The organism is Acetobacter malorum (assembly GCF_002153605.1).
GTDB lineage: Bacteria > Pseudomonadota > Alphaproteobacteria > Acetobacterales > Acetobacteraceae > Acetobacter > Acetobacter malorum_A.
In genome coordinates this window covers 34511-53915 of sequence record NZ_JOPG01000019.1, presented here as the reverse complement: position 1 = coordinate 53915, position 19405 = coordinate 34511, and the positions used below count along the sequence as shown (strand labels likewise).

Below are 19405 nucleotides of genomic sequence, written 5' to 3'. Positions count from 1 at the left end.
AAACACAGTCAGGAAAACGCCTTGTCCAGATACGGGGACGACGCATCAAAGAAATCCCGGTTCTGCTCAAGTTCCGTTTCAATCACCCGCAGGCTGGCAAGGGCGCGCAGCATTTCCAGCCGCACGGACAGGTTAGTCTCCACCTGCTCCCGCTGCACCAGATACTGTACAGCCAGATGCGTGGCCCGCGCTGTACGGCCGTACTGGCCGCCGTATCGGCCTGTAAACCGCTGCATCCGGTTCATCATGGCCTGCGTGGCCCGTTGTGCGCCGGGCGGCAACACACCCTGCGCCAGAATGGCGCGCAACCGCAACACATTCAGCCCGATGGTCATGCCGGACAGCACACCGCTCAGATAGCGATTGAGCACAAAAGACTTTTTATCCGGCGTCATAGTGGACAGGCGCACAAAGCCGTCCACGCTCCGCCCCACCACTTCGGACGGCAGTTCCGGCACGCGCTGGCTGGCCAGCCGCCGCAAGCCCCGCAGAATATTCAGCCGCATGTCCCATCGCAGACCATTCGGGTCAAACGGCAGGAACACCCGATACATCCACATGGCAAACACCATGGCCAGCAGGAGCGGCAAGGCCGTGTTGAAATACATGATCTCATCCATCCGGCCCTGATTCAGTGGCCCGACCAGAATGGGCAGGAACAGATTATAGGCCACTGCCGCCAGTACCAGCGGCACATAGGCAAAGGCCAGGCCGCCCAGCAGCATGGGGATGGAAAGGCACATGGCCAGCATTTCATACGTTGTGGGCTGCGCCATCACCCACAAATCCAGCACGCAGCACATCGCGATGACGCAGATTGTGCCGTGCAGGAAAGCTCTGGTTGCCAGAGCCGGCTGTTCCAGCGTGGAGAACAGGGCGCAGACAATGGAGACAAACATCATGAAGGTCAGACCATCCGGCCAGGCGGTGGCGACCCAGATCAACCCGGAGCAGAAGATGGTGACAGAGGCCCGCAGACTGTTGGTAAATGCCATCCGCCAGTCGCGGTAAGAGCGCATGGCGTAACGGAAATGGTCATGCGGCTGCGGGTTGCGGCTCATGTCGAACTGCTCAAGCGCCAGCCGCAGCTCGTCCATCATTTCTCCCAGCTTGTGCAAAAGCTGGCCTTGCCGGGAGATGACGCGTTCCTCTTGCAGATCAACCGGCGTGTGGGTTGCCGCGACCATCTCCTCATCAAGGCAGGAGGCCGCAAGCTGGCGGCAGGTCGCGCATAATGCATCCAGTTCCTGCAAAACGGAGGCAATCGGCTGGTCCTGATCGACCCGGCCGGGCAGCGTTTGCAAAAAATGGCTCACTTCCGCTGCCGTCTGTTGATAATGGCCGCCCTTACTATCCGGCACCTGCAACAACGCCGCCAGATCCAGCCCGCGAGACATCAGAACCGTCATGGCGGCAAGGGCTGCGCGGGCGTGGTCCCCTTCATGCTTGTGTTTGCCCATCTCAATTTCGGCAAACTCAACCTGATCGCTCAGCGTCAGGATGGTGGAAAACACCTCGGGGGAGGTCGTAACAGAGGCGCGGTCGCCTTGCAGCAGGCGGCCGAGTGTGCGCGTCACTCCGCCCAGCGCCTGCACAAAATTGCTGGCCAGCCGGTTTCTGGCGCGGTTTTCCAGCTGATACTGAAACAGGGAGGAAATGGTGGTTTCCACCACAATGCCCAGTGTGATGTAAGTGGCGCGGGCCATGGCGATTTCAAAAATATGGTCCGGGGCCAGCACGCCATCCAGCGCAATAATCGCGTAGGTAAAACCGGACGCCCGCATGCCGTGAATACGGTAATTGGTCATGGCGGCCGGGCCGGGCAGCAGTGTGCCGATAAAGCAGAAAAGCCCGATCCCTCCGGCCAGACAGAGCAGATACAGCAGCGGGGCCTGTGGCATGCAGGCCACCAGCACAATGGCGCAGATAGTGCCCACCACCATGCCGAACATATGCCACCGCGCCTTGGCAATGGATTTGCCGCGCGTGCCCTGCGCCACCATCCAGACCGTCAGCGCGGCCCATTGTGGGCTGCCAAGCTCCCACCACAGGGCAATGCCCAGTGCAATCAAAGCAGAAATCGTGGTCCGCAGCGCGTAACCGAAGGACAGCAGATCCGGCGCATACAGCCAGCGAAAGTGGTCAAGTTTACGCGGCGGGCCGGACCCAAGCAGAGTCTGGCGCGCAATTTGCGCAAACGCCTGCCAGAGCTGGCCTAAAGAAAGCACTGCACTCCTCATGCAGCACTCAGCCAAACGTATTCTATGGAAATACCTGCCATGCAGCCTTCATAGCTCACGGCAACTTAAAAACGTATTCACACCTTACTATGCCCGCTATGCCTGACAGGCAGGCGTCACAGGCACAGCAGGGCTGGTCGTGTTTTATTCGTCGTAAGACAGCAGGGTTTTAACAGGCGCATCCACTTTTGCGCGCCCGCCAAGGCCCGTCAGTTCCACCAGCACAGATGCGCCCACCACATTGGCGCCGGCTTTTTGCAGCAGCGTGACAGAGGCTGAGAGCGTGCCGCCGGTTGCCAGCAGATCATCCATCACCACAACGCGCTGGCCGGGCTTAATGGCATCCGCCTGAATTTGCAGTGTATCACTGCCATATTCCAGATCATAGGTATGGGAGATGGTTGCACCCGGCAGTTTGCCCGGTTTGCGCAACATCAGCATGCCACAGCCAAGGCGGTCCGCCAGTGGAGCAGCCGTCAGAAATCCGCGGGATTCCACAGCAGCCAGCATATCCGGCTCCCACGGTGCAATCTGGCGTGCCAGACGGCCCATGGTAATCTGCCAGGCATCCGGCTCACGCATCAGCGTGGAAATATCGTAGAACAGGATACCCGGTTTCGGAAAATCGGGAATGTTCCGAATATAACGCTTCAGGTCGATATCCTCGTGCTGCGTCATGGCCCGTGGTGTCCTTTTCCGATGGTTTTTGCGGCACACGCTCTAGCCCGCCCCTCCCCCTTCCGCAAGAGAGAAAGGATGGGGGTCAGGCCCCCGCCCGGGCGCTCAGAGCATCTGTCACCGCCTGCATCAGGCCATCTCGGCGGAAAGGCTTGGGCAGCAGTCGCGCCCCCTTCAGCGCACCGGGTGGCGGCGGGCTGTCCGGCGTAAGTTCACCCGACATATAGACCACAGCCAGACCGGCATCGCGCCCGGCCAGCACGCGGGAAAGCGTCACGCCATCCAGCGGGCCGGGGAGCTGAATATCTGTCACCAGCAGATCAATCCGTCCTTTGGCAGCAGCGGCTACGTCAAAGGCCTGCTCTCCATCACCGGCTTCCAGCACCCGGTGCCCGGCCATGCCCAGAATGGTGACGACAATATCCCGAATGGCGGCATCATCTTCCACCACCAGAACCTGCATCTGTCGTTCCTGCACCTGTGCCGCCGGTGCGCATTTGGGCAGCACGACCTCTTTCACATCCGTCACAGCGCGGGGAAGCCACAACGAGACCTCCGTGCCACAGGATGCGCCGGTCGCCACAACCACACGCCCACGCGCCTGCTGAGAAAACGCCAGGACCATAGCCATCCCCAGCCCTGTGCCCGCGCCCTCGCTCTTGGTGGTGAAGAAGGGTTCAAACAGATGCGCCAGAACTTCCTGCGTCATGCCGCTGCCGCTATCAATCACGTCCAGCCGCACCCAGTCCCCGGCTGTCAGCGGCGTGGGGTCGGACACCACGCGCATTGTGCGGCCTTCCTCCACCGGCAGGCTCATCAGATCGGCATTGACAGGAAACGTGACATTCCGCGCCGCAATGCGCAGACGCCCGCCTGTGGGCATGGCATCCCGCGCATTGATGGCCAGATTCAGCACAGCACTTTCAAGCTGAGCCGGGTCCGCCCGCACAGACCACACGCCCGAGACATCCCCACATTCCACCACAATACGGGAGCCGATAATCCGCCCCAGCAAGCCGCTTAGAAACGAGAACAGATCGGCCAGAGAAAGAGAATCCGGCGTGGTGCTCTGCCGCCGCATGAAGGAAAGCAACTGGCCCGTCAGCGCCTCGGACCGACGCCCGGCGTGGGTGGCTGCGGAAAGGTATTCCTGCCGCTGCTCCACATGGTCCGGCTGGTCATGGTCCGCCGCCAGTTCCAGATTACCCAGAATAACGGTGAGCAGATTTTTGAAATCATGCGCAATACCCGCAGTCAGCTGGCCAAGGGCACGGAGTTTCTGCGCTTCACCCAGAGCGCGCTCACTGCGCAGGCGGAGGGTGATGTCCGCGGCTGTCAGCACAAAGCCCCGGCGTTCCGCAGCGCCATCCGGCGCAAAGAACAGGGTGCGGCACAGTTCCAGATCCGCGCCATTGATCCCGTTGCATTCCACCATGACCGGCGGCGCAGATTCCCCGCGCAACAGGCTGGCCTCAATATGCTCGAACGGCTCCAGCAGGGGGACGCCCCCCACGACCAGAACCGCACTCAGTTCCTCGTAAGACAAGCCGAGCTTCAGAAAATCCTTTTCAAGCCCCAGCACCGTGCGCAGCTGCTCGTTCCAGTGCCACAGGCGGCCATCCGCACCGAACACCGCAACACCGAGACTCAGGCTGTCCAGTGTGGCGCGCAGACGCAACGCCAGATCACGCGAGGACGCTTCCGCCCTTGCAGCTGCAAGAGAGGACCGGTCCAGAACCCAGCCTGCGGAAATCAGGCTGAGCACACCGGTCAGAATACCAAGAAGCCCCAGACGCCGCTGCCAGCTGGTATTACGCAGCATATTGGCCACACGGTCTGCCTGATCCAGCGTGCTGACGCGGCTGAGAACGGAGAGATTATCATCCAGAGTGGCCAGAACCTGCTCACCCCCGTCCGGCATAGCGCCCCCGGTGGTCTTCCAGCCTGCAATCTGCGCCAGACCGGTATCAACAGCGCTCAGCGGTTCGGACCGCTCGCTGCCTTCCCGCTTCTGGACGGCCTTGAACGCCGTAAACTCCTGCCGTGCCGTGCCAAGCTGAGCTATGGCACGCTCATAACAGGTCTGGTCCCGCTCCTGCCCTTTGGCCAGCCAGGCATAATGGCAGATCCGGGCCTCGCTCGTCGCATGGTGCAGGTTACGCAGGTAGCTGCCCGCAGCGGTGCTCTGGCGGTCCAGATCACCATGGCGGGCCATTTCGTTCCCAAGCTCAATGCCCATAGTCCCGAACGTGACAATAAGCAGACCGGCACCAATCAGTGCCAGAATATGGGCCCGTCTTGCGGGATGCCGTGCCATGCCGTCCTAGCTCCGTCTCACGTTGCCTGCGGCGTCAGGGCACAGCGCCCGTATTTGCCTCAGTCGCTCTGGTGGCCGCTGGTGCCGCTCAGCCCGCCGGGGCGGAATGCACACATGACCAGCATCATTAATGTACCAAAAAACATACAGCCCGCCATAGGCAGAGCCGATGTTGTGGGGAACATCCCCAGCACGGCCCCGGCCAGCGCACCCAGCACATACTGCATGGTACCCGCCAGCGCGGCCGCTGCCCCTGCCAGGCTGGGGTGGTCCGCCAGTGCGCCCATCATGCCATTAGGGAAGATAAAGCCCGTCGGCGCGAGGGTGAGCACCATTGTGGCAATAAGGAACCACACTTCGTAATGTTTGCGCCATTCCGCACTTGCATACCAATCCCCCCACAGACTGACAGCCACCACCAGCGCGCCACCCAGCACGGCCACCAGCACGGCCATAACCAGCAGTCTGGCCGAGTCGATCCGCCCCACCAGCACCCCGTTCAACTGGGATGCGCCGATCATGAACACGGAAAAAATGCCAAACAGCATGGAGAAGCGGAACGGCGTGAACCCGAAAATCTTGATGAAGACAAAGGATGCCGCCGTCAGATAGCTGAACTGCATGAAGGTGGAAAAACCTGTGATCAGCGCATGGGCGCTAAAAGACCGATCCCGCAGCAGAGTCAGATAACGGGTGACCAGCGTCATGGGAGAAAGAGAGACGCGCTTTTGGTACGGCAGCGTTTCCGGCAGCACCCACAGCACCAGCACAACGCACAGCAGCCCGTACACCGCAGACGCCCAGAAGATGATGCGCCATGAGGTGACGGCCACAACCATCCCGCCCAGCATGGGGGCCAGAATGGGCACAACGCCCATCACCATCACCAGTTGAGACAGCATTTTAGCCCCGGCATTCCGGTCTGGCACAATATCACGCACACAGGCCGTGGGGATGACCAGACTGGCCGAGGCCCCAATGGACGCCACAAACCGGGCGATGGAAAAAGTGATGATATCCGGCGCAAATGCACAGACCGCTGACGCCAGACCGTAAATCAGATTGCCAGCCAACATGGGCCAGCGCCGCCCGTACCGGTCTGCCAGCGGCCCCATGGTAATCTGCCCGATTGCCAGCCCGACAAACCAGATGGACAGCGTCATCTGCACATTCCCCGCCGTGGTATGCAGAGACTGCTCCATAGCGGGAAACGCTGGCAGATAAATATCTGTGGAAATGGGTCCAACAGCTGTCAGAAACCCCAGCAGAAGGGGGAGCCAGCCCGGCACCCCGTTAGGGAAAATGGCAGAAACAGGCTCTCGTGAGACGGTGGCAGATGCCATCGTGGCGCTCCGGAAAGAAAAAAGAGGGGCAAAGGAAAGACTGAACAGGACATCGCCCTGACAGGACAGAGGCAAAAACGAAGAACAGAAATGCAGCATCTTTGTGATGCCGCTCCTGATGAGGCAGGTTCCTACACGTCTGGCTGGTCGGCCCGGTTTGCATCCTGCACCATGCGGCCCACCTGCGCCCGACGCAGCAGCCACACACCCAGTATGCCTGAGGCGACAAACAGGCCCCCGCCAAGCACAAACTGCCACACAGCGTCAACCCGCACACCGGCCCCCAGCAGCACGGCCACCACGTTCTGCGGCAGGCCGCCCAGCACGGTCGCCAGGGTAAAAGGCACCACGCCGATGCCGGAGACGCCCCCAAGCAGGTTCAGCAACAAGGCTGACCCAACCGGCAGCAAACGCAATGTAAGGATACTCAGAAAAGGCTGGCGGCTCAGCATGGCGTCCAGCCGGGCAAAGCGCGCCCCAAGCCGGGCCTGCGCCCATTGCCGCCCGCCCCAGCGCGCCCAGAAAAAGCCAGCCACACATCCGGCTGTCGATGCAACGGTAATCAGCACCGTGCCCTCGAGGGCACCATAAGCCAGCCCGGCAGCAAAGCCCGCAACCTGCCGGGGCAGACCAAACGCACACCAGACAGACGCACCGGCCAGAAACACCACGCGCCCCCCTGCGCCATCCCGCAGCAGCGCCGTACTTTCCAGCACATGCCGCAGGCCCGGCACGGCGCGCAGCACTACGGCCCCCGCGACCAGAAAGGCCAGCATCAGCGCAGGGCGCAAAAACCGGAAAACAGGCCGCGCGGCGGAGGGAGGTGTCTGTTCCATCCTGCCGGCTGGTACCATCTTCTTGCCGCCAGCCGCAAGCAGGGTTTAAACCCCCTTATATCCAGACACAACACAGGCCAAAGGGTGCCATGTCCTCCTCTCCTCCGCGCTATGCCGATATGGCCCCCAACCACCGCCGCCTGATTTCCAACTGGCTGTTCCTGCTGTGCTTCATGCTGCTGGGCATGATTGCCATTGGCGGTGTCACGCGCCTGACGGGCTCTGGCCTGTCCATTATGGACTGGCAACCTGTCAGCGGGTTTATTCCTCCGCTTTCTCATGCTGAGTGGGAGCGGCTGTTCGCGCTGTATCAGACCATCCCGCAATATCACCTTCAGCATGAAGGCTTCGGGCTGGAAGGCTTCCAGAGAATTTTCTGGGCCGAGTGGATTCACCGCTTCTGGGGCCGCCTGATGGGCCTTGTGCTGCTGCTGCCGCTCATCTGGTTCACCATCCGGGGCATGATTACCCGTGCGCTGGCGCTGCGCCTGTTTGTGTTCTTCATTCTCGGCGCCATGCAGGGGGCCATTGGCTGGTTCATGGTGGCCTCCGGCTTCCGGCCGGACAGCACGGCAGTGGAGCCGGTGCGGCTGGTGCTGCATCTGAGTGCCGCCCTTGCCCTGTATCTCGCCATCCTGTGGACAGCCCTTTCCATCCGCTGGCCCACCCCGCAGGTGGTCGCCCCCTCCGCCGAGGGCACGCGCACCAAACGGCTGGTCTGGCTGGCGCTCTGCCTGATCTGCATCACCATTGTCGCCGGTGGCTTTACCGCAGGTAAGCATGCGGGCTTTGTCTACAACACCTTCCCGCTGATGGACGGACACCTGATCCCGACGGAATACGCCCGTCTTTCCCCCTTCTGGATGAATCTGGTGGATAACAAGGCGGCCATTCAGTTTGACCACCGTCTGCTGGCAACCCTGACGGCGCTGAGCATTGGCGCGGTTCTGCTGTTCGGCCTGCGGAGTGCCACCCTTGGCAGCAAGGCGCATAACGCCATCATGCTGCTGGGCTGGGCGGTGCTGATCCAGTATGCACTGGGAGTGACTACCCTGCTGCTGGTTGTGCCGGTCTGGGCCGGGGCTGTGCATCAGACCTTCGCCGCCGTATTGCTGGGCGTCATGCTCTACACCCTGCATTGCCTGCGCGGACAGCGCGCAAACTAGTGTTGCTTTTACCGAATCCGTCTGTATTGTGCCCGCCATGAATTCCGTCTGGTTCACGTCCGAGTCTCTGCTGTGCCGCAACGCGGCGCAGGCGGGCGGCGTGGCCACACGTCTGGACCTTCTTCTTCGACTAATCTGCCCCTGAGCGATCTGGGCGGCCTTGTGCTGTCGCGCTTAGGGGGAAGACGAATGAGCCTTTGTATCCATAGCGGATACCGGCGTGCCTGACCCGCATGCCAGAAACCAGACAAGACCGATTTCAAGGACAGTTTCCGATGTCAGCCAGCTCCACCATTATCAATCATCCCTCCTTTGGCCGTCTGCCTGCCGACCGTGTCATCATTTTTGACACCACGCTGCGCGATGGCGAGCAGTCCCCCGGCTTCTCCATGAATCTGGCGGAAAAGCTGCGCATGGCAGAAGCCCTCGCGGCACTGGGCGTGGATGTGATTGAGGCCGGCTTCCCCGTTGCCTCCAAAGGGGACTTCGAGTCCGTCCACCAGATTGCGCAGCACACCAAAGGCTCCGTGATCTGCGCACTGGCCCGCTCCGGTGGCGCGAAAGACATTGCTGCAGCCGGTGAGGCTCTGGCCCCGGCAGAGCGCAAGCGCATTCACAACTTTATCTCCACCTCTCCGCTGCACATGAAATACAAGCTGCGGATGGAGCCGGAGACGGTTCTGGACCTGATCACCACCGGCAACACCGCCGCCCGTAATCTGACGGATGATGTGGAATGGTCCGCAGAGGATGGCTCCCGCACGGAGCCGGACTTCCTGTGCCGCTGTGTGGAAGCTGCCATCAAGGCAGGTGCCACCACCATCAACATCCCCGACACCGTGGGCTACGCCACGCCGGAAGACATGGAACGCATTTTCTCCATGCTGGTGGAACGCGTGCCGGGGGCGGATCAGGTCATTTTCTCGGCCCACAACCATAATGACCTTGGTCTGGGCGTGGCCAACACACTGGCCTCCGTACGCGGCGGGGCCCGGCAGATTGAATGCACCATCAACGGCATTGGCGAACGCGCCGGGAATGCCGCGCTGGAAGAAATCGTCATGGCCATCCGCACGCGGCATGACCAGTATCCCTTCACCACCGGCATCCATTCGGAAAGCCTGTTGAAGGTCTCCCGCATGCTGGCCACCATCACCAGCTTTGACGTGCAGCCCAACAAGGCCATTGTGGGCCGGAACGCCTTTGCGCATGAAAGCGGCATCCATCAGGACGGCGTGCTGAAAAACGCTGCAACCTATGAAATCATGACGCCGGAAAGCGTGGGCTGGACCCGCTCCTCCCTGATCATGGGCAAGCATTCCGGCCGCGCGGCCTTCCGCGACAAGCTGAAAGCTCTGGGTTATGGCGATCTGGATGACGCCAAGCTGAATGATGCCTTTGTCCGCTTCAAGGATCTGGCTGACAAGAAAAAGGCTGTTTACGACGAAGACATCGTCGCGCTGGTGGACGATGAAGTGCGCGATAACGAGCATATCCGCTTTGGCGCACTCAGCCTGACCTCCTGCTCCGGCAAGCCGTCCAACGTCACGCTGTCCCTGCAGGTGGATGGTAAGACGGTTGAAGCCGAAGCAACCGGCAACGGTCCGGTAGATGCTGCCTTCAACGCCCTGCGCAGCGCCTTCCCGCATGAGGCCCGTCTGGCGCTGTTCTCTGTTGGCGCAGTTACGGAAGGCACGGACGCGCAGGCCCGCACCACCGTGCGTCTGGAAGAAGACGGCAAACTGGTGGACGGTCAGGGTGCGGATGCCGATACGGTGGTGTCTGCAGTGCGCGCATACGTGCATGCGCTGAACAAACTGCTGGTCAAAAGAGACCGTGCAGAACCCGAAGAACTGACTGCCTGAAAACGGCAAACCAGCCCGGTTTTGTTATACCAGACCGGGCTGGTATAATTTTAGGCAGTTTATTGCCTCAGGGTCTTGTCTGGGTGGTTGCGGCCCGGTAATCCCTGCCCCCATATAGAAGCTCATTATCAGAGTGTAGTTGTTTGCGCGCCTGCGCTTCAGGCGCGTGCAGTACCCTCTCAAGCCAGGAGTGCTGGATGTTCTCTCGTTTGCTCGGTCTCATGTCCGCCGACATGGCTATCGACCTGGGTACTGCCAATACCCTCGTCTATGTCAAAGGACGCGGCATTGTGCTCAATGAGCCGTCCGTGGTGGCCATTGCCGAGGTGCGGGGCAAGAAACAGCTGCTGGCCGTGGGGGATGAAGCCAAGCTGATGGTTGGCCGGACTCCGGGCAACATCACAGCCATCCGCCCGATGCGGGATGGCGTGATTGCCGATTTTGATGTCGCGGAAGAAATGATCAAACATTTCATCCGCAAGGTCCATAATCGCCGCGCCTTTACCAGCCCGCAGATTATCGTGTGCGTGCCCTCCGGCTCTACCGCCGTTGAGCGCCGCGCCATTCAGGAAAGTGCGGAGAGCGCCGGGGCACGCCGCGTGTTCCTGATTGAAGAACCGATGGCCGCCGCCATTGGCGCAGGCCTGCCGGTTACGGAACCGTCCGGCAGTATGATTGTTGATATTGGTGGCGGCACGACGGAAGTCGCCGTTATTTCTCTGGGCGGCATTGTCTATGCCCGCTCCGTGCGTGTGGGCGGGGATAAGATGGATGAAGCCATCATCTCCTACATCCGTCGCACTCATAACCTGCTGATTGGTGAAAGCTCCGCCGAGCGCATCAAGATCAATCTCGGCTCCGCCATGATGCCGGATGACCCGGAAGACCCCGGCCCGTGGCTGGATGTCAAAGGCCGTGACCTGATTAACGGCGTCCCGCGTGAGGTTCAGGTCTCTCAGGCCCAGATTGCTGAAAGCCTGCTTGAGCCTGTCAGCCAGATTGTGGATGCTGTCACCACGGCACTGGAAAACACCCCGCCGGAACTGGCGGCTGATATTGTGGACAAAGGCATTGTGCTGACCGGCGGCGGCGCACTGCTGCATCGGCTGAGCGAAGTGCTGCGTCTGGCCACAGGCCTGCCCGTTACTGTAGGGGAAGATCCGCTGTCCTGCGTGGCGCTGGGCACGGGACGCGCGCTGGAAGAAATGAAGCGCCTGCGCAATGTTCTGACAACCATGTATTAATTGTCATGTTTGTATCATAAAACGCAGGACAAAACGTCAGCCCGGCTGATGGAAAGGATGCATGCCACTCCATGTGGAGAACACGCAGACACGCCCTGAACGCACACACAGGAGCTGACCGCCTGAAAGGTATGGAGGCCGCATGATTCCCGTCTCCATCCAGATGCGTCAGGCACTGGGCAAGCTGGTACTGCCGCTGCTCGTTCTGTTGTCCATTGGCATTATCATTGCCGGTCAGGCAGACCGCAAACTGGCTGATCAGGCCCGCATGACCGTGGCCGATGGTCTGGCCCCCCTATGGGGGCTGATGACCTCCGCGCAGCACCGGGTACAGGCCATCAACACCAATCTGCGTGAGGCCGGGCGCATGGCGTCCGAAAATGCACGGCTTCAGACAGAAAATGAAAATCTGCGCCGCTGGTATGATGTCGCTGTTTCCCTGACGCGGGAAAATGATGCGCTGAAAACCGCCCTGCACTGGATTCCCGAACCCACACCTGCCTTTGTCACGGGCCGCGTGGTGGCAGATAGCGGCGGTATTTATGCGCGCGCTGTCCTGCTGGTGGCGGGCACGGAGAGCGGCGTGCATGTGGGCAATGTCGCACTTGCTGCCAATGGTCTGGCGGGCCGCGTGACGGAAACCGGCGCACGCTCCGCGCGCATCCTGCTGATTACCGATATTGCCAGCCGCCTGCCCGTCATGCTGGACGCCAGCCATGCTACCGCCATCATGGGCGGGGATAATACACCCCTCCCCCGGCTGATGTATTACGCGCAGGATACCCGGCCCATTGAAGGTGAACGAGTCGTGACGAGTGATCAGGCAGGCGCTTTTCCCGCAGGGCTCCCTATTGGCACAGTGCATTATCTGCACCCCGGCCAGCCGGTGGTGGTGCCGTTTGCGCAGCTGGACCACCTGAGCCTGCTGAGAGTGTTTGACTTTGGTCAGGCGCTGATCGACCCGCCCGACGCCCCCGGCCATGTGCCGCTGGCGCACCCGCGCAAAACGCTGACGCTGCCCCTCAAAACCCTGCTTGGTCAGGGCTGAGGGCATTCACGGATGATGCCAGATCCTTCCATGAGCGCGTGGGAGCCGGAAATCCGGCCCCGCCAAACCGTGTGGCAACGCCTTGATCACGGGGCGCGTCGCCTGCTGCCCTCTATCTTTATCGCGCTTATCATTGTCTTTTTCTCAGCGCCGCTGAACATTCCGGGGGCGGCTGAACTGCTGCCCGCCATTGTCATCGCCACCATCTTTTTCTGGTCGTTCTGGCGGCCCACCGGCATGTCCGGGGTGGCGGTGTTCCTGCTCGGCCTGTTTATGGATCTGGTGGGGTTCACGCCGCTGGGGGTCAGCGCGTTTATCCTGCTGCTGGTGCATGGCGTGGCGTTTTATTCTCGCTTTGGCCTGATGCGCCTGAACTTCCTGCTGGTCTGGGGTGTGTTTGCTCTGGTGACAACGGGAGCCTGCCTGCTGCAATGGGGGCTGGCCTGCCTGTTCCGGCTGGATATGCTGGACATCGCCCCGGCTTTGTTCGAGGCTCTTCTGAGCATTGGTGTCTACCCGCCTCTCTCCGCCCTGTTCTCATGGGTCCTCCAGAAGCTGGATGAAAAGGAAGACCCCTGATGCTATCCGGAGGCAGGTCATGCGGCTGAGGCGTCGCAGGCGGGAAAGCAGCCGCCTGATGCCCATCAAGAATCAGAAGGACCCCGGTCGCGGTGTTTTTACGCGCCGGGCTTTGCTGTTCATGGCCATTCAGGCAGGTGCGCTAGGCGAACTGGCGCACAAGCTCTACCAGCTTCAGATCAAGGATGGGGACCGCTACGCCCGCATGGCGGCCAGCAACCGCGTGAGCAAACGCTATCTGGCCCCGCCGCGTGGCCGGATTGTGGACCGCTACGGCGTGGCGCTGGCCAACAACAAGGAAAACTGGCGCGCCCTGCTGATGCCGGAAGAAACCACCGATGTCAGCGGCACTATCGAGCGGTTTTCCACCATCATTCCGCTGGATGACCGTGACCGCGCCCGCATTGCGCGAGAAATGCGCCACCAGCGCCGGTTTATCCCCGTCATGCTGCGCGATTTTCTCTCCTGGGAGGAAATGGCGCGGATTGAACTTAACGCCCCGTCCCTGCCCGGCGTTCTGATTGATGTCGGCACCCGCCGCGTCTACCCGGAAGGGGAGCTTCTGGCGCATCTGATCGGCTATGTCGCACCACCAAATGAGCGGGATGTCGCCCGCTCCGCCCTGCTGGCGCTGCCTGGCATGCGCGTGGGCCGTGCTGGTGTGGAGCAAAGTCAGGACGAAAAACTGCGTGGCACCGCAGGCTCCGTGGAAATGGAAGTTAATTCCGTGGGCCGCGTCATGTCCGAACTCAACCGCGTGGAAGGTATGCCGGGCGCGGAAATTGGCCTGACCATTGACCGCGGCCTGCAACAGAAGGTTCTGAACCGCATAGGCGAGCAGACAGCATCCGCCGTGGTGATGGACTGCCGCAACGGCGAGGTGCTGGCTATGGTCAGCACCCCTTCGTTCGATCCCTCGCTGTTTGATAGCGGCGTCAGCCATGCCCAGTGGATTGAGTGGACCAATAACGAGCGGACCCCGCTGATCAACAAGGCTGTGGCGGGCGTTTATCCCCCCGGCTCGACCTTCAAACCCGCCGTTGCCATGGCCGGCCTGCAATCCGGCCTGTTCTCCCCGACGGACCGCGTCTTTTGCCCCGGCCATCTGGACGTAGGCGGCACACGCTTCCACTGCTGGTCCCGCTGGGGGCATGGCTCTGTGGACCTGCATCTGGCGCTCAAATATTCCTGCGACGTCTATTTTTATGAAATGGCCCGTCGCGTCGGCATGGACCGCATTGCCGAAACAGCCCACCAGTTTGGGTTAGGCACGGCGCTGGATATTGAACTCCCGCATACCCGCACCGGACTGATCCCCACCCCCACGTGGCGGCAGGCGCACCACCACCACTGGAACGGGGGCGATACCATCGTCAGCGGTATCGGGCAGGGATTTGTGCAGGTGACGCCGCTGCAACTGGCCACCTATACCTCCCGTCTTGCCACTGGCCGGGCCGTGCAGCCGCACCTGGTACGCGCCATGAACGGGGATCTGGGGCCGGAAGCTACCCCCGAACACTGGCCCGAACTGGGCATGCCCGACAAATATCTGGCCGCGCTGCGCTCGGGGATGTTCGCCGTCGTGAACGAACAGCACGGCACGGCCCCCAAGGCCCGGCTTGGCCTGCCCGGCATCACCATGGCGGGCAAGACCGGATCGGCACAGGTGCGCCGCGTATCCCGTGCGCTGCGTGAGAGCGGGCACTTCAACTCCGCCAACCTGCCGTGGGAATATCGCCCGCACGCCCTGTTCATCTGCTTCGCGCCGTATGATGCGCCGCGCTATGCGGTCTCGGTGGTGATTGAACACGGCAATACCGGCGCGGATGCCGCAGCCCCGCTGGCGCGCGATATCATGACCGACACTCTGCTACGGGACCCGGTGAACCACCTCACCCCGCCGCCGGAAAGTGTTGCAACCGCAGAAACACCGGAAGCGGATACGCCCCCAGCGGACACACCTGAATAACCATGAAATTCCACAAACGCCTTCTGCGCGCCGAGCCGAGCTTTCGCCTGCTCTCCAAACTCTGGAGCATCAGCTGGCTGTATGTGCTGCTCATCTGCACGCTGGCAGGCGTTGGGTATGTCACGCTCTATTCCGCAGGCGGGGGTACGCCGTATCCATTCGCAGCTCCGCAGGCCGCCCGGTTTGCGGTGGGGCTGGTGCTCATGATCACCGTGGCCATGCTGCCCCCCAAAATGCTGGTCCGTATTGCTGCGCCACTTTATGTGCTCTCCATTATCCTGCTGGTGGCCGTGCTGCATATGGGGCACGTGGGTAAAGGCGCGGAACGCTGGCTGATGATTGGCGGCCTGCAAGTCCAGCCCTCCGAATACGCCAAGGTTGCGCTGGTGCTGGCGCTGGCCGCCTGGTTCAATCGCATCAGCTACGCCCGGATGGGCAATCCGCTCTGGCTGATCCCCCCGGCCTTTCTTGTGCTGTTGCCCGTTGTGCTGGTGCTCAAGGAGCCCAATCTGGGCACAGCCGTGATTATCGGCGGGATTGGCGCGTCCATGTTTTTTGCTGCTGGCATGCGGCTGTGGCTCATCACCCTGCTCCTGCTGCCGGTGCCGTATCTGGCCAAGTTTGCCTACGCCCATCTGCATGACTACCAGCGCGCCCGTATTACCACCTTCCTCAACCCGGAAAGTGATCCACTGGGGGCTGGCTACAACATTATCCAGTCCAAAATTGCCCTTGGGTCCGGCGGCATGTGGGGACAGGGCTATCTGCACGGCTCACAGGGGCAGCTAAACTTTCTGCCGGAAAAACAGACTGACTTCATCTTCACCATGATTGCGGAAGAATGGGGTTATGTCGGGGCCGCAACCGTCATTGGGCTCCTGTTACTGCTGATTCTGGGTGGGATGCTGATGGCCATCCGCAGCCGCAACCGCTTCGGGCGGCTGGTGGCGCTGGGCATCAGCATGAACTTTTTTCTGTATTGTCTGGTTAATCTGTCCATGGTGATGGGCGCCATTCCGGTGGGCGGCGTGCCGCTGCCACTGGTCTCCTATGGCGGCTCCGCCATGCTGAACGTCATGCTTGGGTTTGGCCTGCTGCTCTCAACCTGGGTGCATCGGGATTCCCACTTTGGAGAGAGTGAAAATCAGGACCAGACCTGAGTCCGTTTAACGAAAGATATATTTATCCGCCATTTTGTGGCATTACCGAGAACAACCTGAAGCTGGTGAACCTAAAAGGATGCTCCGGCCCGGTCACGACAAGCACAAATACGACAATAATAATAATTTTCTGCACGGAAACCTTTTAACCCCATGCAAAACCAGTCTTCAGTCCAGCCAGAGACCGACTCCTCTTCCCAAATCCGTACCATTATTATTGGTATTCTTGCTGCAACCGGCGGCCTTATGTCTGGTCTGGACATTGGCGTTATTTCCGGCGCGCTGGATTTTGTTGCGGATGCTTTCCACGCCTCCACTTTTGCGCAGGAATGGATTGTCAGCGCCATGATGGCCGGTGCGGCCATCGGGGCCATTCTGGCCGGTTGGCTGGCGCGGCTCGGTGGCCGTAAATGGGCGCTCGTCATCGGCGGCGTCATCTTCATTATCGGGTCTGTGGCCTGTGCGCTCTCTTGGTCTGTCGCCAGCATGATCGTCGGCCGCGCCCTCATGGGACTGGCCATCGGGATCGCCGCCTTCACCTCCCCGCTCTACCTCTCGGAAATTGCGAGTGAAAACACCCGCGGGGCGATGATTTCCACCTATCAGCTGATGATCACGGTAGGCATTTTCCTCGCCTTCATCAGTGATACCCTGTTCAGCTACCACGGCCAGTGGCGCTGGATGTTTGGCGTGATTGCCATCCCCGGCATGCTGTTTGTCATTGGTGTGCTCTTCCTGCCCTACAGCCCGCGCTGGCTGATGATGAAAGGGCGACGGGAAGAAGCTCTGGCCGTCCTGACAGACCTCCGCCCCACCGCGCATGAAGCCCGCGCCGAAATCCGCGCCATTGATGAACAGCTCAAGCAGCGTCAGGGCGGCATAGGGCTGCTCTGGCAGAACCCCAATTTCCGGCGCTCCATTTTGCTGGGCATGCTGCTTCAGGCCATGCAGCAGTTCGCCGGCATCAATGTGGTGATGTATTACGCGCCCAAAATCTTTGCGCTGGCTGGCTTTGTCGGTACCGCGCAGATGTGGTGCACGGCCATTATCGGTTTTGTGAATGTGCTGGCCACGGTCGCCGCCATTGGGCTGGTTGATCGCTGGGGCCGCAAACCTATCCTCTACGCGGGCTTTACCACCATGACGGTCGCCATGGGCGCACTCGCCATGCTCAACGCGAATGGGCTGGACAGTCAGACCGCCAAGCTGCTGTGCGTCTTCCTCATCATGATCTTTATTGCCGCCCACGCCATGTCCGCCGGGCCGCTGATGTGGGTTCTGTGTTCGGAAATCCAGCCCATCAAGGGCCGGGATCTGGGCATTACCCTCTCCACCCTGACCAACTGGGTGTCCAACATGATTGTCGGCGTCTCGTTCCTCAGCCTGCTGAACGCGCTGGGGGCCCCGCTGACGTTCGGCCTGATTGCAGCTCTCAACGCTGTCTTCTTTGTGTTCACCCGCCTGCTTGTGCCCGAAACCCGTGGTGTCTCGCTTGAAGTGATCGAGCAAAACCTTATGGCCGGGAAAAAACTGCGGGATATTGGCCGCTGACGCTTTCCAGATGGCTTGACTAGCCTGTTGACGCCTTTTAGCTTACACCTGAAACGGTAACACTTAGTACTGTTTCAGGCTTCCATCGTTTGTTTTCTGACACGTTTCATCCTTCTGCCCGCCTGAAGTCCGGTCCCTGCGCCCGACTCACCCAGCGCATCAGAAGCGGTGGTCGTGTCCCCCTTTTCGTTTTTCTTCGTTTCCCAAAGGCAGGATCCGTCAGAGTGACAATGCATACCCTCCCATTCCGCCCGGTCCTGCTCTCTGCTGTCGCTTTGCTGGCGCTGTCCGGCTGTAACCGCAAAGCTGCAACCCCCGCCATGCCGCCCCAGCAGGTCGGGGTCATCACGCTGCACGCGCAGTCAGTCAATGTGCATACCGTCCTGCCGGGCCGCACGGATGCTTATGAAATTGCTCAGGTCCGCCCGCAGGTAACTGGCGTGATCCAGAAGCGCCTGTTTACTGAGGGCGCGGACGTGCAGGCCGGTCAGCAGCTCTATCAGATTGACCCGTCCCGCTATCAGGCTGCGTATGACACCGCCCGTGGCCAGCTGGCTCAGGCCGAGGCAGCGGAAGCCACCGCCCGTGCCAAACTCCAGCGCTATAAGTCTCTGGTGCAGGCGCACGCCGTCAGTCATCAGGATTATGACGACGCCCTCGCCGCCGAGAAAGAAGCTCAGGGCCAGATTCTGACCGCCAAAGGGCAGGTTGAAAATGCCCAGGTTGATCTGGGCTATACGCGCATGAATTCGCCCATCACGGGCCGCATCAGCCGCAGTATCATCACCGTGGGTGCGCTCGTCACCGCCAACCAGACGGACAATACGGCCGTCGTCACGCGGCTGGACCCCATTTATGTGGACGTCAATCTGCCCGCCATCACCCTGCTCCGCCTCAGGCGCGAAATGGCGGAAGGCCGGATTACCCGGCAGGCCAATGGTGAGGTGCCCGTCACCCTCACGCTTGAAGACGGCAGCACCTATGAACATACGGGCCGCATGGCACTTTCCGAAGTGAACGTGGATACGTCCACGGCCTCCGTCGTCGTGCGTGCCATTATGCCCAACCCGGACAAGCTGCTGCTGCCCGGCATGTATGTGCATGCCCAGCTGGATGAAGGCGCGGACCCCAACGGGCTGCTCGTGCCGCAGCAGGCCGTCAGCCGCAATACGCATGGGGACCCGCAGGTCTGGGTGGTCAAAGCAGATGACACGGTAGAACTGCGCCAGATCCAGATCGGTCAGGCCATTGGCACGGACTGGCTGGTGACAGGCGGGCTGAAAGCCGGTGAACGCATCGTCACCGTTGGTCTGCAAAAAATCAAACCCGGTGCAAAGGTCAAACCCACGGAAGACGCAGCCTCTCAGGCAGCATCCGACGCCTCCAGCCAGAACAAAGGGCAGTAAACC

General features: G+C 60.9%; 14 protein-coding genes. 9 read left to right on the top strand and 5 right to left on the bottom strand.

Annotation, left to right across the window (positions count from 1 at the left end; all coding sequences use genetic code 11):
• Nucleotides 1-8 precede the first annotated feature (8 nt).
• From HK23_RS09200 to HK23_RS09180, 5 genes are all read right to left on the bottom strand, one after another.
• A complete protein-coding gene (locus HK23_RS09200) occupies nucleotides 9-2240 on the bottom strand; it encodes an FUSC family protein (protein ID WP_086653718.1) in 2232 nt (743 codons plus the stop codon).
• 144 nt (nucleotides 2241-2384) lie between these two features.
• A complete protein-coding gene (locus HK23_RS09195) occupies nucleotides 2385-2918 on the bottom strand; it encodes an adenine phosphoribosyltransferase (RefSeq protein ID WP_062141636.1) in 534 nt (177 codons plus the stop codon).
• 85 nt (nucleotides 2919-3003) lie between these two features.
• Nucleotides 3004-5235, bottom strand: a complete 2232-nt coding sequence (locus HK23_RS09190; RefSeq protein ID WP_086653717.1) for an ATP-binding protein — start codon at nucleotides 5233-5235, stop codon at nucleotides 3004-3006.
• Nucleotides 5236-5294: 59 nt separating this feature from the next.
• Nucleotides 5295-6578: a multidrug effflux MFS transporter gene (locus HK23_RS09185; protein WP_063906860.1), complete on the bottom strand. Its 1284-nt coding sequence runs from the start codon at nucleotides 6576-6578 to the stop codon at nucleotides 5295-5297.
• Between the two features lie 131 nt (nucleotides 6579-6709).
• Nucleotides 6710-7414: a TVP38/TMEM64 family protein gene (locus HK23_RS09180; protein WP_256940133.1), complete on the bottom strand. Its 705-nt coding sequence runs from the start codon at nucleotides 7412-7414 to the stop codon at nucleotides 6710-6712.
• Nucleotides 7415-7533: 119 nt separating this feature from the next.
• Between HK23_RS09180 and HK23_RS09175 the strand changes: the two genes are divergently transcribed.
• From HK23_RS09175 to HK23_RS09135, 9 genes are all read left to right on the top strand, one after another.
• Nucleotides 7534-8580 (top strand): COX15/CtaA family protein, encoded by a 1047-nt coding sequence (locus tag HK23_RS09175; RefSeq protein WP_086653727.1) that lies wholly within the window; start codon nucleotides 7534-7536, stop codon nucleotides 8578-8580.
• A 275-nt stretch (nucleotides 8581-8855) separates the two neighbouring features.
• Entirely contained in the window at nucleotides 8856-10445 is a 1590-nt protein-coding gene (locus tag HK23_RS09170) for a 2-isopropylmalate synthase (protein WP_086653715.1), read from the top strand.
• A 197-nt stretch (nucleotides 10446-10642) separates the two neighbouring features.
• Nucleotides 10643-11689, top strand: a complete 1047-nt coding sequence (locus tag HK23_RS09165; protein ID WP_043549245.1) for a rod shape-determining protein — start codon at nucleotides 10643-10645, stop codon at nucleotides 11687-11689.
• 142 nt (nucleotides 11690-11831) lie between these two features.
• Nucleotides 11832-12737, top strand: a complete 906-nt coding sequence (mreC, locus tag HK23_RS09160; RefSeq protein WP_086653714.1) for a rod shape-determining protein MreC — start codon at nucleotides 11832-11834, stop codon at nucleotides 12735-12737.
• 12 nt (nucleotides 12738-12749) lie between these two features.
• The gene (locus HK23_RS09155) at nucleotides 12750-13316 is read left to right on the top strand and encodes a rod shape-determining protein MreD (RefSeq protein WP_256940132.1); all 567 of its coding nucleotides are present in this window, start codon (nucleotides 12750-12752) and stop codon (nucleotides 13314-13316) included.
• A 19-nt stretch (nucleotides 13317-13335) separates the two neighbouring features.
• Nucleotides 13336-15285 carry a penicillin-binding protein 2 gene (mrdA, locus tag HK23_RS09150; protein WP_086653713.1) on the top strand — a complete coding sequence of 650 codons (1950 nt, stop codon included), beginning with the start codon at nucleotides 13336-13338 and terminating at the stop codon, nucleotides 15283-15285.
• A gap of 2 nt (nucleotides 15286-15287) precedes the next feature.
• Nucleotides 15288-16445: a rod shape-determining protein RodA gene (gene rodA / locus HK23_RS09145; RefSeq protein ID WP_063906847.1), complete on the top strand. Its 1158-nt coding sequence runs from the start codon at nucleotides 15288-15290 to the stop codon at nucleotides 16443-16445.
• 153 nt (nucleotides 16446-16598) lie between these two features.
• Complete coding sequence (locus HK23_RS09140; RefSeq protein ID WP_086653712.1) at nucleotides 16599-17996, top strand: sugar porter family MFS transporter; 1398 nt, start codon at nucleotides 16599-16601, stop codon at nucleotides 17994-17996.
• A gap of 230 nt (nucleotides 17997-18226) precedes the next feature.
• On the top strand, nucleotides 18227-19402 hold the full coding sequence (locus HK23_RS09135) for an efflux RND transporter periplasmic adaptor subunit (protein WP_063906849.1): 1176 nt from the start codon (nucleotides 18227-18229) through the stop codon (nucleotides 19400-19402).
• Nucleotides 19403-19405 lie beyond the last annotated feature (3 nt).

What these genes read in the sequence shown, in the direction of transcription:
- HK23_RS09200 (WP_086653718.1), bottom strand. Translation starts at nt 2,240, where the DNA reads ATGAGGAGTGCAGTGCTTTCTTTAGGCCAGCTCTGGCAGGCGTTTGCG.
- HK23_RS09195 (WP_062141636.1), bottom strand. Translation starts at nt 2,918, where the DNA reads ATGACGCAGCACGAGGATATCGACCTGAAGCGTTATATTCGGAACATT.
- HK23_RS09190 (WP_086653717.1), bottom strand. Translation starts at nt 5,235, where the DNA reads ATGGCACGGCATCCCGCAAGACGGGCCCATATTCTGGCACTGATTGGT.
- HK23_RS09185 (WP_063906860.1), bottom strand. Translation starts at nt 6,578, where the DNA reads ATGGCATCTGCCACCGTCTCACGAGAGCCTGTTTCTGCCATTTTCCCT.
- HK23_RS09180 (WP_256940133.1), bottom strand. Translation starts at nt 7,414, where the DNA reads ATGGAACAGACACCTCCCTCCGCCGCGCGGCCTGTTTTCCGGTTTTTG.
- HK23_RS09175 (WP_086653727.1), top strand. Translation starts at nt 7,534, where the DNA reads ATGGCCCCCAACCACCGCCGCCTGATTTCCAACTGGCTGTTCCTGCTG.
- HK23_RS09170 (WP_086653715.1), top strand. Translation starts at nt 8,856, where the DNA reads ATGTCAGCCAGCTCCACCATTATCAATCATCCCTCCTTTGGCCGTCTG.
- HK23_RS09165 (WP_043549245.1), top strand. Translation starts at nt 10,643, where the DNA reads ATGTTCTCTCGTTTGCTCGGTCTCATGTCCGCCGACATGGCTATCGAC.
- mreC (WP_086653714.1), top strand. Translation starts at nt 11,832, where the DNA reads ATGATTCCCGTCTCCATCCAGATGCGTCAGGCACTGGGCAAGCTGGTA.
- HK23_RS09155 (WP_256940132.1), top strand. Translation starts at nt 12,750, where the DNA reads ATGATGCCAGATCCTTCCATGAGCGCGTGGGAGCCGGAAATCCGGCCC.
- mrdA (WP_086653713.1), top strand. Translation starts at nt 13,336, where the DNA reads ATGCGGCTGAGGCGTCGCAGGCGGGAAAGCAGCCGCCTGATGCCCATC.
- rodA (WP_063906847.1), top strand. Translation starts at nt 15,288, where the DNA reads ATGAAATTCCACAAACGCCTTCTGCGCGCCGAGCCGAGCTTTCGCCTG.
- HK23_RS09140 (WP_086653712.1), top strand. Translation starts at nt 16,599, where the DNA reads ATGCAAAACCAGTCTTCAGTCCAGCCAGAGACCGACTCCTCTTCCCAA.
- HK23_RS09135 (WP_063906849.1), top strand. Translation starts at nt 18,227, where the DNA reads ATGCATACCCTCCCATTCCGCCCGGTCCTGCTCTCTGCTGTCGCTTTG.